Source organism: Mesorhizobium liriopis (assembly GCF_024053505.1).
GTDB classification, from domain to species: Bacteria; Pseudomonadota; Alphaproteobacteria; order Rhizobiales; family Rhizobiaceae; genus Mesorhizobium_B; species Mesorhizobium_B liriopis.
This window is the reverse complement of record NZ_JAMXQS010000006.1, coordinates 119,203-136,779: the sequence shown is the minus strand read 5'-3', so window position 1 is coordinate 136,779 and position 17,577 is coordinate 119,203. Positions and strand designations below refer to the sequence as shown.

Below are 17,577 nucleotides of genomic sequence, written 5' to 3'. Positions count from 1 at the left end.
GCGCGCTCCACTAAAAGCCGCCTGACGGACTGATCTTTATGCCGCTTGGGGGCGGCCTTCGGGGGATATTCTCTATGTGCGGCATTGTCGCCATCGTCAGCCATGCGCCGGTCGCGCCTCTCATCGTGGATGCGCTGAAACGTTTGGAATATCGCGGCTATGATTCCGCTGGTGTCGCTACTGTCGATCAAGGCGCGCTAGGCCGTCGGCGTGCCGAGGGCAAGCTGATCAATCTGGAACGCCGCCTGGCTGCGGAACCGCTGGATGGTTCGATCGGCATCGGTCACACGCGCTGGGCGACGCATGGCGTGCCCAACGAAACCAACGCCCATCCGCATTTCTCGAATGGCGTGGCCATCGTTCATAACGGAATCATCGAGAATTTCGCCGCTCTGCGCGATGAATTGCGGCGCGACGGCTACGCCTTCTCCTCGCAGACCGACACCGAAGTGGTCGCGCATCTCGTTGCGCGCGAACTTGCGAAGGGCATTGAACCGGTCGCGGCCGCGCACAACGCGTTGCGCAGGCTCGAAGGAGCTTTCGCCCTGGCGATCATGTTCGAAGGCGACGACAACCTGATCGTCGGCGCGCGTAACGGCCCGCCGCTCGCCATCGGTCACGGCAACAATGAGATGTTCCTGGGCTCCGACGCTATCGCGCTTGCACCCTTCACCGATTCGATCACCTATCTCGAGGATGGCGACTGGGTGGTGGTTCGCCGCGACGAAGCAAGGATTTTCGACATCGACGGCCAGCCCGTCGAGCGCACGCGCCAGCAGTCCATCGGCACCAGCTTCCTGGTGGACAAGGGCAACCACCGCCATTTCATGGAAAAGGAAATCCACCAGCAGCCCGAGGTCATCTCGCACACGCTGGCGAACTATCTCGACTTTACCACCAACCGCGCCAAACCTCTCAATCTGCCATTCGACTTCGCTAAGGTCGATCGTCTTGCCATCGCAGCCTGCGGCACGGCGTTTCTGGCGGGCTCGGTCGGCAAATACTGGTTCGAGCGCATCGCCAAGCTGCCGGTCGATATCGATATCGCGTCCGAGTTCCGGTATCGCGAGATGCCGCTCTCGATGCGCAGTGCGGCGCTCTTCGTTTCGCAGTCCGGGGAAACGGCCGATACGCTCGCTTCGCTGCGCTACTGCCGCAAGGCCGGCTTGCCGATCGGTGCCATCGTCAATGTGCGCGAATCGACGATCGCGCGTGAATCCAACGTCGTTCTGCCGACACTTGCCGGTCCGGAAATCGGCGTCGCGTCGACCAAGGCCTTCACCTGCCAGCTTTCCGTTCTTGCTTCGCTCGTCGTGAATGCAGCCAAGGCGCGGGGCATGGTGGATGATGCCGGCGAAGAACAACTCGTGCGCGAGTTGGCCGAAGCACCGCGTCTGGCGAGCCAGGTGCTCAAGCTCGCGCCGCAGCTGGAAGCGCTCGGGCGCGAACTCGCGCATTACAAGCACGTGCTTTATCTCGGCCGTGACACGAGCTACCCGCTTGCGGTCGAGGGCGCGCTGAAGCTCAAGGAGATTTCCTACATTCACGCCGAGGGCTATGCCGCCGGCGAACTCAAGCACGGGCCGATCGCACTCATCGACGAGAGCATGCCGGTGATCGTGATCGCCCCGCACGACCGTGTGTTCGAGAAAACGGTTTCGAACATGCAGGAAGTTGCAGCGCGCGGCGGCAAGATCATCCTGATCACCGACAAGAGGGGCGCCGAACACGCGACCGTCGAGACGCTGCAGACCATCGTCTTGCCGGATATGCCGGAGATCGTCGCACCGATCATCTACGCACTGCCGATCCAGATGCTGGCCTATTATACCGCTGTCTTCATGGGCACTGATGTGGACCAGCCACGCAATCTCGCGAAGTCGGTCACCGTCGAGTAATCAGCCGGCATCGAGCAGGCGCACGGCTTCCTCGCGACCGAAAAGATGAAGCAGGAGCCGCACGGATTGGCCGCGCGGCGATTGCAGTTCGGGATCGCGTGAGAGCAGCAGTCGTGCGTCGTCGCGCGCGATTGCCAGAACGTCCTGATGAACGTCTAGCCGCGCGATCTGGAAGCCCGGCGTGCCCGACTGCCGTGTGCCCAGTACCTCGCCTTCGCCGCGCAGTTTGAGGTCTTCTTCGGCAATCAGGAAACCGTCCTCGGTCTCGCGCATGATAGTGAGCCGCCGTTTGGCCGTCTCCCCGAGCGGCCCCTTGAACACGAGCACGCAGGAAGACGGTTTCGATCCGCGCCCGACGCGGCCGCGCAGCTGATGCAACTGCGCCAAGCCGAAACGCTCGGCATGTTCGATCACGATGATCGTCGCATCCGGCACATCGACGCCGACTTCGATGACCGTGGTCGCTACCAGCAGCCGCGTTTCACCTTCCTTGAAGCGCCGCATCGCCTCGTCCTTGTCGCGGCCGTGCATCTTGCCGTGAACGAGGCCGACCGCGTCGCCGAATACCTTCTGCAGGGATTCGAACCGCTTCTGTGCTGCCGTCAGGTCGAGCTCTTCCGACTCTTCGACCAGCGGGCAGATCCAGTACGCTTTCTGCCCATCCGCCATCGCGTCCCCGATGCGCCCGACGAGTTCGCCGATACGGTCGTCCGGCATGGACACTGTTCGGATCGGCTGGCGCCCGGCAGGCTTCTCCGTCAGACGCGACACTTCCATGTCGCCGAACGCCGTCAGCACCAGAGTGCGCGGAATCGGCGTGGCCGTCATCACCAGCATATCCGGCTGCTCGCCTTTGGCGTTCATGGCGAGCCGCTGATGCACGCCGAAGCGGTGCTGCTCATCGACGATCGCGAGGCCGAGGTCGTGGAACTCCACTTGTTCCTGAAAGAGAGCATGGGTGCCGACGATCAACTGGATTTCGCCGGAAGCCAATCCAGCCAGCGTCTCGGCGCGATCCCGGCCCTTTTCCCGTCCCGTCAGGATTGCCGTACGCAAGCCGGCCTTCTGGGCCAGCGGCCCGATCGTCGCGAAATGCTGGCGCGCAAGGATTTCCGTTGGCGCCATCAACGCTGACTGCCGCCCGGCCTCCGCCGCGCCCGCCATCGCCATCAGCGCCACGGCCGTCTTACCTGAGCCGACATCGCCTTGAAGCAGGCGCAGCATCCGGTTGTCAGAGCGCAGATCCGAATCGATCTCGGCCACGGCCTGCTCCTGCGAACGGGTGAGCTGAAAAGGCAGTGCCGTGCGAATGCGAGCCGCGATCTCGCCCGTCAGTGCCATGCGTCGTCCGCTGTCCCGCCTTGTGCTCCCGCGCACCAGAGCGAGCGCGATCTGTCCCGCGAACAGCTCATCATAGGCCAGCCGCTTCCATGCGTTGCTTTCGGGAGCCGCTTCCGACGGTTCGTCGGGATGATGGAGCGCGCTGAGAGCGGCGCTGAAGGCAGGCAGCGCATGCGTGCGCAACGCGTCGCCATCCAGCCACTCGGGCAGGGCGGGTATCCGGCCCAGGGCTTGGTCGATGGCGCGCTTCAGGACCTTTGAGGACAGTCCAGCCGTGCCGGGATAGACCGGCTCGATGAGCGGCAGCGAAGCGGCATCCTCGGCCTTGGCGATATGGTCCGGATGGACCATGTTCGGCCGCCCGTTGAACCATTCCATCCGCCCGCTGACGACCATCTGCTCGCCCACCGGCATCTGCCGCTCGAGCCACTGCCCCTGTGCGCGAAAGAAAGTCAGCGAGATTTCACCGGTGTCGTCATGCGCGAAGACACGGTAGGGCACCGAATGATTGCCGCGGGGCGGCGGCTGGTGACGGTCGATGCGCAGGTCGAGCGTTACGATCGCGCCTTCCGGCGAAAGTGCGATGCCGGGCCGCAAGCGACGGTCGATCACCGAATGCGGCAAGGTGAACAGCAGATCGGCGACCCGCGCATGGCGTCCGCCCAGATCGGCTGGCACCACGCGCTCGATCAGGCCGGCAACCTTCTCACCCACGCCGGAAAGCGAGGTGATCGGTGCGAACAGGGGATCGAGGATTGTCGGGCGCATGCGGCGCTCAGTTAGCGACAAGTGGCCATGCTTGCAAAGCTGGCGCGCGGGGACGACCTCGGATAGTGCGTGCGGCATGGATGTTCATCAGCTCGACCCGCGCCGCAAGCGCGCCCGCTTCCGTTCGTGGCATCGCGGCATGCGCGAGATGGACTTGATCCTGGGCCCATTCGCCGACCGCGAACTCGGTGCCTTGACCCTGCCGGAACTCGAACAATATGAGAACCTTCTCGACATTCCTGATGCCGAGCTGCTCGGATGGGTGACGGGCGCGCGAGCCGCGCCGCCGGCCTGGGCCGAGAGCCTGCTCGACCGCATCAAGGCTTCCATTCGGTCCTAAAAGTTCGCCTGCTTTATGACGCTGCTTCCCGATATCGGCCTTGCCAAAGCCAAGCCCGGCCTGTCCATCCTCGACGGCGTGGCCGATGGCTTCGCGGGCTTCGCACTTGCCGCTGCCTCCGCTGAGCTTGCGCCGGATGGCCCGCTGCTCTTCGTCGCTCGCGACGGTCAGCGCCTGCCCAATCTGCGCGATGTGCTGGCCTTCGCAGCCCCCGACATCCCTGTGCTGGAACTGCCCGGCTGGGATAGCCTGCCATACGATCGCGTCTCACCGAGCGCCGACGCCGCCGCGCGTCGTCTCGAAGCGCTGGCCGGTCTCGCGGCGCTGCGCCGGAAACCGCATCGTGCCATCGTTCTGACGACCGCCAACGCACTGCTTCAGCGTATTCCACCAGCCGATCTGATCGAGGCGCAGAGCTTCAATGCGAAGCCGGGCAATCAGGTAGAGATGGCGACGCTCATCGCGCGGCTCGAATCGGCCGCCTTCGAACGCGTCGGCACGGTTCGTGAAGTCGGCGAATATGCCGTGCGCGGCGGTATCCTCGACCTGTTCGCGCCGGGAGCCGACGAACCGCTTCGTCTCGACTTCTTTGGCGACACGCTCGAAACTATCCGCGCCTTCGATCCGGCCACCCAGCGCACCACGGGCCAGCGCACATCGGTCTCTTTGCAGGCGATGACCGAAGTCACGCTGTCGCCCGACACCATCGCACGGTTCCGCCGTAACTATATCGAGGCCTTCGGGGCGCCGTCGCGTGACGATGCGCTCTATGCCGCGATCTCGGAAGGGCGTCGCTTCGCCGGCATGGAGCACTGGCTCCCGTTCTTCTACGAGCGGCTCGATACGCTATTCGACTACCTGCCCGATGCGCCGGTCGTGTTCGATCACTTGTCGCGCGAAGCGATGGGCGAGCGTCACACGCTTATTCTCGACCACTTCGATGCGCGCCAGAAGCAAAGCACCTTGGGTGGTGCGGACTCTGTGCCTTACAAACCGGTCCCGCCCGCGCTGATGTTCCTTGATCCGGACGAAGCACAGGCAGTTGCGCAACGCCGTGTCTTGCTCGAATTCTCGCCCTTCGACACGCCGGAAAGCAGTGCGCGCAAGGTTTACCACGCCAGCTCGCATGAGGGCCGCAGCTTCGAGCGTGAGCGCGCGGATACCGAAGCCAATGTCTTCGAGGCGGCTGTCGATCACGTCGCGGATATTCGCGCAAAGGGCCGCAAGGTTCTGCTCGCCGGCTGGACCGCAGGCTCGCTTGATCGCCTCAGCCAGATCATGGGCGAGCACGGCTTAAGCAGGCTAAAATCGGTCGAGAATCTCGCAGGGCTCGACAAGCTCGCGAAGAACGAGGCCGGGCTCGGCATCCTGCCCATCGAGGCGGGTTTCGAGACCGACAGCTTCGTTGTCGTAGCCGAGCAGGATATTCTAGGCGACCGCCTCGTGCGCCGCTCGAAGCGGCGCAAGAAGGGCTCGGACTTCATCGCCGAGGTCTCCTCGCTTAATGCGGGCGACATCGTGGTTCACGCCGATCACGGCATCGGCCGCTTCATCGGCCTCAAGACTATCGAAGCACTGGGCGCGCCGCACGACTGCGTGGAGATCCACTATGCCGGCGACGACCGGCTTTTCCTGCCGGTCGAGAATATCGAGCTTCTGTCGCGATATGGCTCGGATTCTGCCGAAGCACATCTCGACAAGCTCGGCGGCGGCGCTTGGCAGGCGAGGAAGGCTCGCCTCAAGCGGCGCCTGCTTGATATGGCGGGCGGTCTGATCAAGCTCGCAGCCGAACGCCAGACCCGCAAGGCACCGGTCATGAACCCGCCCGAAGGCCTTTATGGCGAGTTCTCGGCGCGCTTCCCTTATGAGGAAACAGACGACCAGCAGAACGCGATCGACGCGGTTTTCGAGGACCTGACGGCGGGCAAGCCGATGGATCGCCTGATCTGCGGCGATGTCGGCTTCGGCAAGACGGAGGTGGCCTTGCGTGCGGCCTTCCTTGCGGCACTGGAAGGCTTCCAAGTCGCGGTGGTCGTGCCGACCACGCTTCTCGCACGCCAGCACTTCAAAACATTCTCGCAGCGTTTTGCCGGCCTGCCGGTCAAGGTGCGGCAAGCGTCGCGTCTCGTCGGAACGAAAGAGCTGGCCGAGACCAAGAAGGGCATCACGGATGGCACGATCGATATCGTCGTCGGCACCCATGCGCTGCTCGGCAGTGGCGTCAGCTTCAAGAATCTGGGCCTGCTGATCATCGACGAGGAGCAGCATTTCGGCGTGAAGCACAAGGAGCGGCTGAAAGAGCTGAAATCCGACGTGCACGTGCTCACGCTGTCCGCCACGCCGATCCCACGCACGCTGCAGCTGGCGCTCACGGGTGTTCGCGAACTCTCGCTGATCGCCACGCCGCCTGTGGATCGCATGGCGGTGCGCACCTTCATTTCGCCCTTCGATCCACTCGTGATCCGTGAGACGCTTCTGCGCGAGCGCTATCGCGGCGGGCAGAGCTTCTATGTCGTGCCGCGCATTTCCGACCTGAAGGAAATTCAGGATTTTCTCGCGGAACAGGTGCCGGAACTGAAGGTCGCCACCGCCAATGGCCAGATGCCGGCCGGCGAGCTCGACGACATCATGAACGCCTTCTATGACGGGCAGTACGACGTGTTGCTCTCCACGACCATCGTGGAATCTGGCCTTGATGTGCCGACTGCGAACACCATGATTGTGCACCGTGCCGACATGTTCGGCCTCTCGCAGCTCTATCAGTTGCGCGGCCGCGTCGGCCGCTCGAAGGTCCGCGCCTATGCGCTCTTCACGTTGCCAGCCAACCGTACCTTGACGCAGACGGCTGAGCGTCGCTTGAAAGTCCTGCAATCGCTCGACACGCTCGGCGCAGGCTTTCAGCTTGCGAGCCACGATCTCGACATTCGTGGTGCCGGCAACCTGTTGGGCGAGGAACAGTCCGGCCACATCAAGGAAGTCGGCTTCGAGCTTTACCAGCAGATGCTGGAGGAGGCCGTCGCCGAATTGCGCGGACAGGAAGACGCGGCCGACAGTGGCTGGTCACCGCAGATCGCCGTGGGCACATCGGTGATGATCCCCGAGTCCTACGTGCCCGACCTCCAGCTTCGCCTCAATCTCTATCGCCGCCTGGGTGAGCTCGACTCGCCCGAAGACATCGACGCGTTCGGCGCGGAACTGGTGGATCGCTTCGGCGCGATGCCCGAAGAGGTTCAGCACCTGCTGAAGATCGTCTTCATCAAGGCGCTGTGCCGCAAGGCCAATGTCGAAAAGCTCGATGCGGGACCCAAAGGCGTCGTGGTCCACTTCCGCCAGCGCGAATTCTCGAACCCTGCCGGCCTCGTCCGCTTTATCGGCGAACAGGGCTCGATGGCGAAAATCAGACCCGATCAGAGCGTGGTCTTCATCCGCGATTGGGCGACGCCCGAGAAGCGGTTGGCGGGCTCAGCGGTAGTCATGACGCAACTGGCGAGGTTGGTGGAGAAGAAGGACGCGGCCTAAGCCTCCTTCGGCATCGCAGCGATCTGGGCGATGGCATCGGCCAGAACTGCCGTCTCCTGTGCACCAGAAACAGCGTAGCGCCCGGCGAGGATAAAGAAGGGCACGCCCGAAACGCCCTTGCTTTGCGCCTCGGCGATTTCGGCCTGTACGGCACCACGATCCTCAGCGCTTGTGAGACGCTCGCCAAGGTTGGCCGTTGCCATGCCGGACCTCTCGGCAACGTCCGTCAGGACGTCATGATCGCCGATATCTTGCCCTTGTTCGAAATAGCGCGAGAACAGTTCGGCCACGACATCGCGCTGGATGGCTTCGCCCTCGGCGCCGGCCCAGCGGATCAGCCGATGCGCGTCGAGCGTGTTGGGTGAGCGGGTGATCGCATCGAACCGGAAGCTGATGCCTTCGGCAGCACCGAGCTGTTCCAGCGTCGCATGAATCTGCTGCAGCCTGTCGCTCGAACCGAACTTCGCCTGCATATATTGCTGCCGATCGAGGCCGTTCGGCGGGATGCTCGGATCGAGTTGAAACGGTCTCCAAGTGACGACCGCGTTCGCTTCCGGCACCTGCACGAGCGCGCGATCGAGGCGCTTCATGCCGAGAAAGCACCACGGGCAGACGACATCCGACACGACATCGATGCGCAGCGTCATTGTTTTCTCCACCAGGTCGGGAGTTGATAGCCATAGATCGGCGTCGCCTGCGGCCGCTCGATCCGCGACCAATGTCCAAGCCATTGCTCTGGCAGGTAATAAAGGGGCACCACATAAGCGTTGCTCAAGAGTACCCGGTCGAAGGCGCGCGTCGCATCTCGGAAGCTCTCGCGATCCTTTGCCGCGAGCATCGCATTGATCATGGCATCCAGCGCCGGATCGTTGGCGCCGGCATAGTTGTAGGTGCCTTTCACGTCGCGTGAGGCCGAGCCCCAGCGTGACATCTGTTCGACACCCGGCGACAGCGATGAGGTATAGTTGAACATGATCATGTCGTAGTCATAGGCGTTCAGCCGGAGCTGATACTGCGAGGCATCAACCGAGCGGATAGTCACGGTGATGCCGAGCCGGGCAAGCGACGCCGCCCAAGCGCTCGCCAACTGCTCGCCGTCACGGCCCTTCAGCATCAGTTCGAAGGAAAGCGCGCGACCATTCTTTCCCGTCAGCTGGCCGTTCTGCATCGCAAAACCGGCGGCCTTGAGCCTGTCGAAGCCCGCGCGCAAGAAGTTGCGGTCGCGTCCCGTACCATCCGAAACAGGCGCGTCCCAGCCGTGATCCATGATGTCCGCCGAGACCGCATCGGGAAACGGTGCCAGAAGTTTGCGTTCGCCATCGCTTGCCTTCACGCCATGCGAGGAAAGGTCGGAATTGTCCCAATAGCTCTGCGTTCGCGTGTAGGCGTTCGAAAGCAGGTTGCGGTTCGCCCATTCGAAATCGAACAGGCTCGCTAGCGCGCGGCGTACCTCGCGATCGTCGAACGGCGCGCGGCGCGTATTCATGACAAAGCCGAGCATGCCCGACGCGAGCTTGGTGTCGAATGTCTCCTGAACCACGTCACCGCGCAACTTGGCGGGAAAGTTGTACTGTCTCTTCCAGCGTCCGCTGCTGCCCTCGATAAAGGCATCGAGCAGACCGCCCTTGAACGCTTCGAACATCGCGTTCTCGTCCCGGTAATAGGTCAGGCGGATCTCATCATAATTGTCGAAGCCGCGCTTGGACGGCAAATCCTTTGCCCAATAATCCGGGTTGCGGCGCAGCGTGATGCTGTCGCCCGGGCGAACATTCTCCAAGACATAGGGCCCGCTGCCGACCAACGGCTTCAGCGTCGAACGCCCGAATGTCGCCGGATCGTTCGCATGCCTGGGCAGCACCGGCATCAGCCCGAGGATCAGCGGCAGCTCACGGTCGGGCTCGTTGAACGTGAAGCGCACACTGCGCTCGCCGACCTTTTCCATCTTCGCGATCTTGCGAGCGGTCACGCCATAGCGCGGCAGGCCTTTGTCGCGCAGCAGTTCGACGGTGAAGATCACGTCCTCGGGCGTGATCGGCTGTCCGTCAGAAAACTTCGCGCGCTCGTCCAGGGTGAATTCGACGAAGCTGCGCGCCTCATCCGTTTCGACCGTCTTAGCCACCAGCGGGTAGAGCGTGAACGGCTCGTCGGCCGAACGCATCATCAGCGTGTCGAAGACGTTATTGCCGTAGATCAGATCGAGGCTGCCGCGCGCCGCGCTTCCCTGCACGATGAAGGGGTTCACGCTGTCGAACGTGCCCGGCCAGCCATAGGCCACGCGCCCACCCTTCGGCGCATCCGGGTTCACATAGGGGAAATGCTGAAAGGTCGCAGGCAGGGTCGGTTCGCCATGCATCGCGATCCCGTGGCGCGGCTCTGCCTGCACGCCTAACGTGGCAAGCGCCAGGAAAGCCAAGGTGGGCAGAATGGGTTTCAGGAAACGGTTCAAGGCGTCAGCTTTTTTGATTCGTGCCTGCTTAGCATGGCCGGCATAGCTTGCTTCAACCCGTCGAAGAGTGGCATGGGGCGGCAGGAGCGGCGAGACGGCCAGTCATCCTGTTGCCTCATTCATGCGAGAGGGAGCGGGCAATAGGGCGGCAGCGCCGACTTTCCAGAGTTTGGAGGCAACTAAAGGGGATGACGAGCGTGTTCATCAACATTTCGCGTGCGGCGCTATCGGTGGCCGCGCTTGTGGGTCTCGCTTCGGTCGCCAATGTGCAGCCTGCGGCAGCCCAGCAGCAGCGTATTCCTGAGGGCTGGTTCAAGGCCTGCACGAAGCAGAACGATGTGGACATCTGCAATGTGCAGCAGATCGTGACCGCGAGCACAGGCCAGCTCGTGACCGGCGTTTCGCTGATCGACCTCAAGGGCAAGGTCACGCGCCGCGTGTTCCAGGTCACCGTGCCGAGCGGCCGTCTCGTGCCTCCCGGCATCAACCTGCAGATTGACGGCGGCAAGGCGCAGAAGCTCGACTATGTGATCTGCTTTCCGGACCGCTGCGTGGCCGAGATCGCGCTGACCGACGGTCTTGTCGGCACGTTCAAGAAGGGCACCGAGCTGACGCTGACGTCGGTCAATTTCCAGAACCAGCCGAACCCGATCAAGGTTTCGCTCAAGGGCTTCACCGGCGCCTATGACGGCGCGCCGCTCAAGCAGTCCGATATCGCGGACCGCCAGAAGAAGCTTCAGGACTTCGTGAGCAAGAACAACCAGGACTTCGCCAAGAAGCTCAAGGACGAGCAAGAAAAGGCGAAGGCGAGCCAGTAAGTCGGCAAGCTGGGATCCAACATGACAAAGGGCCGCGCGATGCGGCCCTTTCGTTTTGCGCTTCAGTGCTTGGCTTGATCCCGCGGCCTCAACTGCCCGTCCGGCATCTGCTCGAAATACTCTCCGATCTGCGGATGCCGCACCGGCTCATCGGATCGGTCCGGCAGAAGATTCTGCTCGGACACATAGGCAATGTATTCCGTGTCCTCGTTTTCGGCCAGCAAATGGTAAAAGGGCTGGTCCTTGCGCGGTCGCACATCGGCAGGGATGGCTTCATACCATTCCTCCGTGTTGTTGAAGACCGGATCAACGTCGAAGATCACGCCGCGAAACGGAAATATCCGGTGCCGCACGATCTGCCCGATCTGAAATTTCGCTGTCCGCATCGACGTTTGAACCAAGTGCCTTCGGCTATTTTGACGACAGGCACACCTAAACGCAACGCGTAGGCGCTTGATCCCCCAAGAATTGGGACCGCGGACCGGGGCACGAGGCCATCAATCCGGTACTAAGCCGATTTCCGCCCCGCCCCGCCAAGCCCCATGCGCATTGCGAAGCCGCGCAGCGGCGCCCAACGGTCGAGCGCCGAAAGCGCCACATGCCTTCCGATCTGCATCGGCAGCATGCCCGACAAAAGAGAGCGGTTCAGCAGGCCGACACCGGCACTGCGGCTGACCACGTCGAGCCGGCGTTTTCGATCATAAGCGGACAACGCCCCATCGCTTCCCGGATCATCGCGATTGCTCTCTACAACGGAAACGATATCGCGAATGTCCCTGATGCCCAGATTCAAGCCCTGCGCTCCGATTGGCGGAAACACATGCGCAGCCTCGCCCGCGAGCATCACGCGGCGCGCGGCATAGGCCCGGGGCAGGGCTGAACTCAGTGGATAGACCTGCCGCCCATCCTCGACCTTCACCTCACCCAGCATGGACTGCATCTTGCTCTCGACAGCGCGCGACAGCTCGTCGGCACCCATCTTTTCGAGCGAAGCGGCACGTTCGGGATTTTCTACCCAAACCAGGCTCGAGCGCCGTCCGGGCAGCGGAACCTGCGTGAACGGACCCGTTTCCGTATGGAACTCCGTCGAGACGTAGCCGTGATCCCGACTATGCGCGAAGTTCAGCACCAGCGCGCTTTGCGGCAAGCTTTCCTTCGATAGGCCGATACCTGCTGCTTGACGTGCCGGCGACATGCGGCCGTCGGCGGCTACGACCAGTTTGGCCTTTGCCAGCGTTCCGTCCGACAATGTGGCGGCAACCTCGCCGCCTTCCATCAGCCAGTGTGTCGTTGAGAGGGTAAGCCGCTCAATGCCCGCTTCCTGCGCCACTGCATCGGCCAGATCGCGGTTCAGGATGGCATTCGGGACGTTGAGGCCGAACCCATCCTCACCGATCTCGCTCGCGCGGAACGTCACCGGCGGGCTGCGGACCAGCCGTGTGGTTGCATCGACGATGCGCATCACGCGCAGCGGCGCGCCTTCGACCTGCAGTTTCGTGGCGAGCCCGAGTTCGTCCAGCCACTGCAGCGCGGGCGTCATGATGGCCGTGGTCCGCCGGTCTGTTGCAGCTTCCGGCCCGATCAGTCCGACCGCGAAACCGTGCCTTGCGAGCGCCACCGCAGCCAGCGAGCCGACAGGGCCTGCGCCTACAACCATGATGTCGAAACTGCGATCGGTCATGTCATGATCCCGGTGAAGCATCGCAGTTAAAGCGCTGGGGGTAAGGGTTCAATCCCGCTGAGGCAGAAGGCCGCCGCACTTGTGTTCGCGCGCCGCTCGTGGCTAGGGTCCAACCACCGCAGGGAAGGGAATTGCCACGTGACACAGCTGCTCGACGGCCGCGCCATGCGCCGTCCTTCTGCTCACCCGATGCGCTGCGGAGTTTTCCTATGGAACCATTGATCCGCCGGAAGAAGGTCACCGCACCGCAAGCCAAGGCGTTTTCGGTCCATCTGCTGACCGCGTCCGGCTCTTTTCTGGCCTTTCTCAGCTTGGTCGCCGCAAGCGAAGGGCGATGGACGGCGATGTTCTTCTGGCTCGGCCTGGCGCTCCTGGTGGATGGTATCGATGGCCCGATCGCCCGCAAGCTCGAGGTCAAGGAAGTTCTGCCGACTTGGTCGGGTGAGCTCCTCGACAACGTCATCGACTACGTGACCTACGTCCTCATCCCAGCCTTCGCGCTCTATCAACGTGGCTTCATGGGCGAGGGGCTGTCTTTCCTGTCGGCTGCGATCATCGTCGTCTCGAGCGCGATCTACTATGCCGACACGGGCATGAAGACGAAGGAGAACTTCTTCAAGGGCTTCCCTGTCGTCTGGAACATGGTGGTCTTCACGCTTTTCATCATCGAGCCGGGCGAGTGGGTTTCATTCGCGGTGGTGCTCGTCGCTGGCATCCTGACCTTCCTGCCGATCAATTTCCTGCATCCGGTGCGCGTGGTTCGGTTGCGCCCCCTCAATCTCGGCATGACGCTCCTGTGGTGCGCCTTCGGCGGCTTGGCGCTGGCAGAGGCCGCGCTCGCGCATTTCTACTATCAGATTGGCGTGGAGCAGGCGGATGTGAACATCTTCACAAAGATCGGGATCGCAATAACGGGAATCTATCTTTTCTGCATCGGCGGGGTCATGCAATTGTTCCCTAACCTCGGCCGGAAAGCGTCAGCGAATGGTTCGGTCGATATCACAGGTAAGGGATAAAGGGCTGCGCTGAAAAACACGCACTTGCCTTTTCGCATGACGAGTGCTGATGCTCTTTCGAGCATGTTCCAGGGATGCCACAAAAATCGGCAAACTGGTTTAGGCGAACAGCAGGGGCTCCAGGGGTTGGACGCGCGCGTGAGTTCACAGGGTGACCGGCTCTTGCAGGTCGAGGGGCTGACCAAGCTCTTCGGCACGTTACGCGCCTGCGACGGCGTCAATCTCGATATCGCCAGGGGCGAAATTCACGCGCTTCTCGGCGAGAATGGTGCGGGCAAGTCAACCCTCGTGAAAATGCTGTTTGGTTCGCTCGAACCCAATGTCGGGACGATCCTCTGGAATAACCAGAATGTCCGTCTGACGAACCCAGCCGAGGCCCGCAAGCTCGGCATCGGCATGGTGTTTCAGCATTTCTCGCTGTTCGAGGCGCTTACCGCTGCCGAGAACATCGCATTGTCTCTCGATGCGACCACGCCGCTCCGTGCCACCGCCGATCGCGCGCGCGAACTTTCAAGCGCATATGGCCTGCCGCTCGACCCGAATGCGCTGGTCGGCGACCTTTCCGTCGGTGAGCGCCAACGGATCGAGATCATCCGCTGCCTGCTTCAGCAACCCGAGCTGATCATTCTCGACGAGCCGACTTCCGTGCTCACGCCGCAGGAAGCCGACAAGCTGTTCGAGACGCTCGAACGCCTGCGCGCGGAAGGCAAATCGATCCTCTACATTTCCCACCGCCTTGAGGAGGTGAAGCGCATCTGCGACCGCGCCACGGTGATGCGTCACGGCAAGGTCGTCGCCCATTGCGATCCACGGCAAGAGACGGCCGCGAGCCTGGCCCGCATGATGGTCGGAGCCGATGTGAAGATTGCCAGCCGAGGCGAGGGCACGACGGCCGGCGAGCCGCGACTGGTGGTTCGCAATCTCAGCCGCAAGCCGGCCAACCCCTTCGCCACGGCGCTGAAGAATGTCTCCTTGAGCGTTCGCGGCGGCGAGCTGATCGGCATCGCTGGCGTGGCAGGAAATGGCCAGAGTGAGCTCTTCGAGGCGATCTCGGGCGAGGTGCTGCAGGATCAGGCCGAGACCGTCAGCATCCGCAGCAGACCGGCCGGCCGGATCGGTATCTCGGAGCGCCGTCGGCTGGGCGCCGCATTCGTTCCCGAGGAGCGTCTCGGCCACGCTGCCGCGCCACGGATGACGCTATCCGAGAACCTTCTGCTCGCTCGCCATCACACCGATCGCACCTTTGCCGGTAAAAGCGGCTTGCTGCATTTCGGAGCCGTGAAGCGCGCGGCGCAGCGCATCTCGCAGGCCATGGACGTGCGTAAATCCGGTGACGATCCGGAAGCATCGGCGCTATCGGGCGGCAATCTGCAGAAATTCATCATCGGCCGCGAACTTGATCGCCAGCCAGCCGTGATGGTGGTCAACCAGCCGACCTGGGGCGTCGATGCGGGCGCGGCCGCTCGCATCCGCCAGGCACTGGTCGAGCTCGCGCGTGCAGGGTCCGCCGTACTCGTCATCAGCCAGGATCTCGACGAACTCTTTGAGATTTCGGACGCCATCGCCGTCATGCACCACGGCGAACTTTCGGCACCGATCCCGATCGCCGAGGCCAGCTTCGAGCGCATCGGCCTTCTGATGGGCGGCGCGGACGCATCCGGCCATGCGACGGCAGCCGCCTGATGCGCTTCGAACTCGTCCGGCGTCCCGAGCGCTCAGCTCTCTTTTCCGCTCTTTCGCCATTCCTCGCATTCGGCCTGACCTTGATCGCGGGCGCGATCCTCTTCGCCCTTATCGGCCAGAACCCGGTCAATGCGCTTTATTCCTATTTCGTCGAGCCGCTGACCGAAATCTGGTCGCTGCACGAGCTTGCCATCAAGGCAGCGCCGCTGATCCTGATCGCGGTCGGCCTCACGATCTGCTACCGGTCCAACAACTGGAATATCGGGGCGGAAGGGCAGTTCATCATCGGCGGCATCGTCGGCTCGATCCTGCCGGTGCTTTATCCGGAGTTTCAGAGCCCGCTCGTTCTGCCCCTGATGCTGCTGATGGGTATGGTCGGCGGGGCGGTCTATGCGGCGGTTCCCGCATTCCTCAAAGCGCGCTTCAACACCAATGAAATCTTGACCAGCCTCATGCTGGTCTATGTCGCGCAACTGCTGCTCGACTGGCTCGTGCGTGGGCCGTGGCGCAATCCCGGCGGCATGAACTTTCCGGAAACCCGTCAGTTCGACGCGCAGGCCGTCCTGCCCGAACTGTTTCCGTCTTCAGGTCGCGCCAATTGGGGCATCGTCTTCGCGCTGGTGGCTGCGGTCCTCGCTTGGCTGATGCTGAGCCGCACGCTGAAAGGCTTCGAGATCCGAGTGATGGGCGCGAGCCCGCGCGCGGCGCGTTTCGCAGGCTTCAGCGCGAAGCGCATGGTCTTCTTCGTTTTCCTCCTGTCTGGTGCATTGGCGGGTCTTGCCGGCATCTCCGAGGTGTCTGGCGCCATCGGCCAACTTCGGCCGACGATCTCGCCGGGCTACGGCTTCACGGCGATCATCGTCGCGTTCCTCGGCCGGCTCAATCCGCTCGGCGCGGTCGCTGCCGGCCTACTCTTGGCGCTGACCTATCTCGGCGGCGAGGCAGCGCAGATTTCGCTTGGGGTGTCCGAGAAGGTTGCTCGCGTGTTTCAAGGCATGCTGCTCTTCTTCGTCCTCGGCTGCGACACGCTGATCCACTACCGCATCCGCCGCGTCGCGCAGGCGATTGCCCCGTCGTCGATCACCGACACACCCGCCGCTTCGTCATCCGAGGCCGCCGCATTGGAAGCAGGAGGCACCGGTGGGGCTCGCTGAAAGTATCCTGCTCACCATCGCGACGGCCGCGACGCCTCTGCTGATCGCAGCGCTCGGCGAACTCGTCGTCGAACGCTCCGGCGTTCTCAATCTCGGTGTCGAGGGCATGATGGTGATCGGCGCGGTCTGCGGCTTCGCGGGCGCTGCGCTGAGCGGCTCGCCGTGGATTGGCGTCTTGTGCGGCGTGCTCGCCGGTGCGCTGTTCTCGCTGCTCTTTGGCGTGCTGACGATCACGGTTGCCACCAATCAGGTTGCCACCGGTCTGTCGCTCACCTTGCTCGGGCTCGGCCTGTCCGGCTTGATCGGCGAAAGTTTCGTCGGCTCACCCGGCCTGCGCCTGCCGAACCTATACGTACCCGGCCTCACCGATATCCCGCTCGTCGGCCGCCTGCTGTTCGGCCAGGATCCGATCTTCTACATCTCGATTCTGCTCCTGATCGGCGTCTCATGGTTCCTGTTTCGCACGCGAACAGGGCTGACGCTGCGCGCCATCGGCGACAGTCATGCCTCGGCCCACGCGCTCGGCATCGAGGTCGTCGCCTATCGTTATGCCGCCGTTCTCTTCGGCGGGGCATGCGCCGGTCTGGCAGGGGCGCATCTGTCGCTCGTTTACACGCCTCAGTGGGTAGAGAACATGACGGCCGGACGAGGGTGGATCGCGCTAGCGCTGGTGGTCTTCGCCTCGTGGCGCCCGATGCGGATCCTGTTCGGCGCCTATCTCTTTGGCGCGGTCAGCATCGGCCAGCTCCACGCTCAAGCGCTGGGCGTCGGCATTCCCTCGCAATTCCTGTCGGCACTTCCCTATCTCGCGACGGTCGTCGTGCTCGTCATCATCTCACGTAACCGTCGCTTGACCATGATGAACACGCCGGCTTCACTCGGGCAACCTTTCGTGCCGGAACGCTGAGCCGGT

At 63.0% G+C, this 17,577-nt stretch carries 13 protein-coding genes; 8 read left to right on the top strand and 5 right to left on the bottom strand.

All coding sequences use genetic code 11. The annotated features are described in order from the left end of the window. Positions 1–74: 74 nt before the first annotated feature. Positions 75–1,898, top strand: coding sequence for a glutamine--fructose-6-phosphate transaminase (isomerizing) (glmS, locus tag NGM99_RS12805; protein WP_252819500.1), 1,824 nt, complete (start codon positions 75–77; stop codon positions 1,896–1,898). Here the strand turns inward: glmS and recG are convergent, their stop codons facing one another. Next, positions 1,899–4,007: an ATP-dependent DNA helicase RecG gene (gene recG / locus NGM99_RS12800; RefSeq protein ID WP_252819498.1), complete on the bottom strand. Its 2,109-nt coding sequence runs from the start codon at positions 4,005–4,007 to the stop codon at positions 1,899–1,901. Positions 4,008–4,083: 76 nt separating this feature from the next. On the opposite strand from recG, the gene NGM99_RS12795 reads away from it, so the two are divergent. Together NGM99_RS12795 and mfd are read left to right on the top strand one after the other, a co-directional pair. Beyond that, positions 4,084–4,347, top strand: coding sequence for a succinate dehydrogenase assembly factor 2 (locus NGM99_RS12795; RefSeq protein ID WP_252819496.1), 264 nt, complete (start codon positions 4,084–4,086; stop codon positions 4,345–4,347). Between the two features lie 15 nt (positions 4,348–4,362). Further along, positions 4,363–7,866 (top strand): transcription-repair coupling factor, encoded by a 3,504-nt coding sequence (gene mfd, locus NGM99_RS12790; protein WP_252819494.1) that lies wholly within the window; start codon positions 4,363–4,365, stop codon positions 7,864–7,866. Here mfd and NGM99_RS12785 read toward each other — a convergent pair. After that, positions 7,863–8,513: a DsbA family oxidoreductase gene (locus tag NGM99_RS12785; protein ID WP_252819492.1), complete on the bottom strand. Its 651-nt coding sequence runs from the start codon at positions 8,511–8,513 to the stop codon at positions 7,863–7,865. The genes mfd and NGM99_RS12785 overlap by 4 nt on opposite strands. Continuing rightward, complete coding sequence (locus NGM99_RS12780) at positions 8,510–10,312, bottom strand: extracellular solute-binding protein (RefSeq protein ID WP_435371428.1); 1,803 nt, start codon at positions 10,310–10,312, stop codon at positions 8,510–8,512. Before NGM99_RS12780 ends, NGM99_RS12785 begins: the two co-directional genes overlap by 4 nt. Before the next feature lie 188 nt (positions 10,313–10,500). On the opposite strand from NGM99_RS12780, the gene NGM99_RS12775 reads away from it, so the two are divergent. Next, positions 10,501–11,130: an invasion associated locus B family protein gene (locus NGM99_RS12775; protein WP_252819490.1), complete on the top strand. Its 630-nt coding sequence runs from the start codon at positions 10,501–10,503 to the stop codon at positions 11,128–11,130. Between the two features lie 62 nt (positions 11,131–11,192). Here the strand turns inward: NGM99_RS12775 and hspQ are convergent, their stop codons facing one another. Together hspQ and NGM99_RS12765 are read right to left on the bottom strand one after the other, a co-directional pair. After that, complete coding sequence (hspQ, locus tag NGM99_RS12770) at positions 11,193–11,516, bottom strand: heat shock protein HspQ (protein WP_252819488.1); 324 nt, start codon at positions 11,514–11,516, stop codon at positions 11,193–11,195. Between the two features lie 122 nt (positions 11,517–11,638). Next, a complete protein-coding gene (locus tag NGM99_RS12765) occupies positions 11,639–12,811 on the bottom strand; it encodes a UbiH/UbiF family hydroxylase (RefSeq protein WP_252819486.1) in 1,173 nt (390 codons plus the stop codon). A gap of 209 nt (positions 12,812–13,020) precedes the next feature. Between NGM99_RS12765 and pcsA the strand changes: the two genes are divergently transcribed. The 4 genes from pcsA to NGM99_RS12745 all read left to right on the top strand — a co-directional run bounded on the left by pcsA (position 13,021) and on the right by NGM99_RS12745 (position 17,571). Next, on the top strand, positions 13,021–13,827 hold the full coding sequence (gene pcsA / locus NGM99_RS12760; protein ID WP_252819484.1) for a phosphatidylcholine synthase: 807 nt from the start codon (positions 13,021–13,023) through the stop codon (positions 13,825–13,827). A gap of 63 nt (positions 13,828–13,890) precedes the next feature. After that, a complete protein-coding gene (locus NGM99_RS12755) occupies positions 13,891–15,510 on the top strand; it encodes an ABC transporter ATP-binding protein (RefSeq protein WP_252820044.1) in 1,620 nt (539 codons plus the stop codon). Beyond that, positions 15,510–16,664, top strand: coding sequence for an ABC transporter permease (locus NGM99_RS12750; protein ID WP_252819482.1), 1,155 nt, complete (start codon positions 15,510–15,512; stop codon positions 16,662–16,664). The genes NGM99_RS12755 and NGM99_RS12750 overlap by 1 nt, the downstream gene beginning before the upstream one ends. Next, entirely contained in the window at positions 16,651–17,571 is a 921-nt protein-coding gene (locus NGM99_RS12745) for an ABC transporter permease (RefSeq protein ID WP_252819480.1), read from the top strand. Before NGM99_RS12750 ends, NGM99_RS12745 begins: the two co-directional genes overlap by 14 nt. Positions 17,572–17,577 lie beyond the last annotated feature (6 nt).

What these genes read in the sequence shown, in the direction of transcription:
- NGM99_RS12775 (WP_252819490.1), top strand. Translation starts at nt 10,501, where the DNA reads ATGACGAGCGTGTTCATCAACATTTCGCGTGCGGCGCTATCGGTGGCC.
- NGM99_RS12765 (WP_252819486.1), bottom strand. Translation starts at nt 12,811, where the DNA reads ATGACCGATCGCAGTTTCGACATCATGGTTGTAGGCGCAGGCCCTGTC.
- mfd (WP_252819494.1), top strand. Translation starts at nt 4,363, where the DNA reads ATGACGCTGCTTCCCGATATCGGCCTTGCCAAAGCCAAGCCCGGCCTG.
- pcsA (WP_252819484.1), top strand. Translation starts at nt 13,021, where the DNA reads ATGGAACCATTGATCCGCCGGAAGAAGGTCACCGCACCGCAAGCCAAG.
- NGM99_RS12755 (WP_252820044.1), top strand. Translation starts at nt 13,891, where the DNA reads ATGTTCCAGGGATGCCACAAAAATCGGCAAACTGGTTTAGGCGAACAG.
- hspQ (WP_252819488.1), bottom strand. Translation starts at nt 11,516, where the DNA reads ATGCGGACAGCGAAATTTCAGATCGGGCAGATCGTGCGGCACCGGATA.
- recG (WP_252819498.1), bottom strand. Translation starts at nt 4,007, where the DNA reads ATGCGCCCGACAATCCTCGATCCCCTGTTCGCACCGATCACCTCGCTT.
- NGM99_RS12785 (WP_252819492.1), bottom strand. Translation starts at nt 8,513, where the DNA reads ATGACGCTGCGCATCGATGTCGTGTCGGATGTCGTCTGCCCGTGGTGC.
- NGM99_RS12750 (WP_252819482.1), top strand. Translation starts at nt 15,510, where the DNA reads ATGCGCTTCGAACTCGTCCGGCGTCCCGAGCGCTCAGCTCTCTTTTCC.
- NGM99_RS12795 (WP_252819496.1), top strand. Translation starts at nt 4,084, where the DNA reads ATGGATGTTCATCAGCTCGACCCGCGCCGCAAGCGCGCCCGCTTCCGT.
- glmS (WP_252819500.1), top strand. Translation starts at nt 75, where the DNA reads ATGTGCGGCATTGTCGCCATCGTCAGCCATGCGCCGGTCGCGCCTCTC.